This is a genomic window from Bradyrhizobium campsiandrae (genome assembly GCF_014529705.1).
Classification (GTDB): Bacteria; Pseudomonadota; Alphaproteobacteria; order Rhizobiales; family Xanthobacteraceae; genus Bradyrhizobium; species Bradyrhizobium campsiandrae.
In genome coordinates, this window is the sequence record NZ_JAANIH010000381.1 from 1 (window position 1) to 244 (window position 244).

Below are 244 nucleotides of genomic sequence, written 5' to 3' on the forward strand. Positions count from 1 at the left end.
GTCGAGCTGCGAGCCAAAGCTGTTCTTGACGAGCGCCTGCTTGCGCTCGACGTCGCGCTGCTTCAGGTCCACGCCCTTTTGGGCGAGATCCAGCATGTCGCCGTAGATCTTGATGTTGGCGCGCAGAAGGTGCTGGTGACGCCCGATATCTCCGGCAAGATCGACAAGGTCGTGGTGAGGGAGGGGCAGCTCGTCGGCCAAGGCGACGTGCTGTTCGAGATCGACCCCGTGCCGTACCGCCTCG

At 63.5% G+C, this 244-nt stretch carries 1 pseudogene; it reads left to right on the forward strand.

Annotated elements, in window-relative coordinates:
* Positions 1-105: 105 nt before the first annotated feature.
* Positions 106-244, forward strand: a pseudogene (locus G8O24_RS46935) (HlyD family secretion protein); the annotation flags it as partial.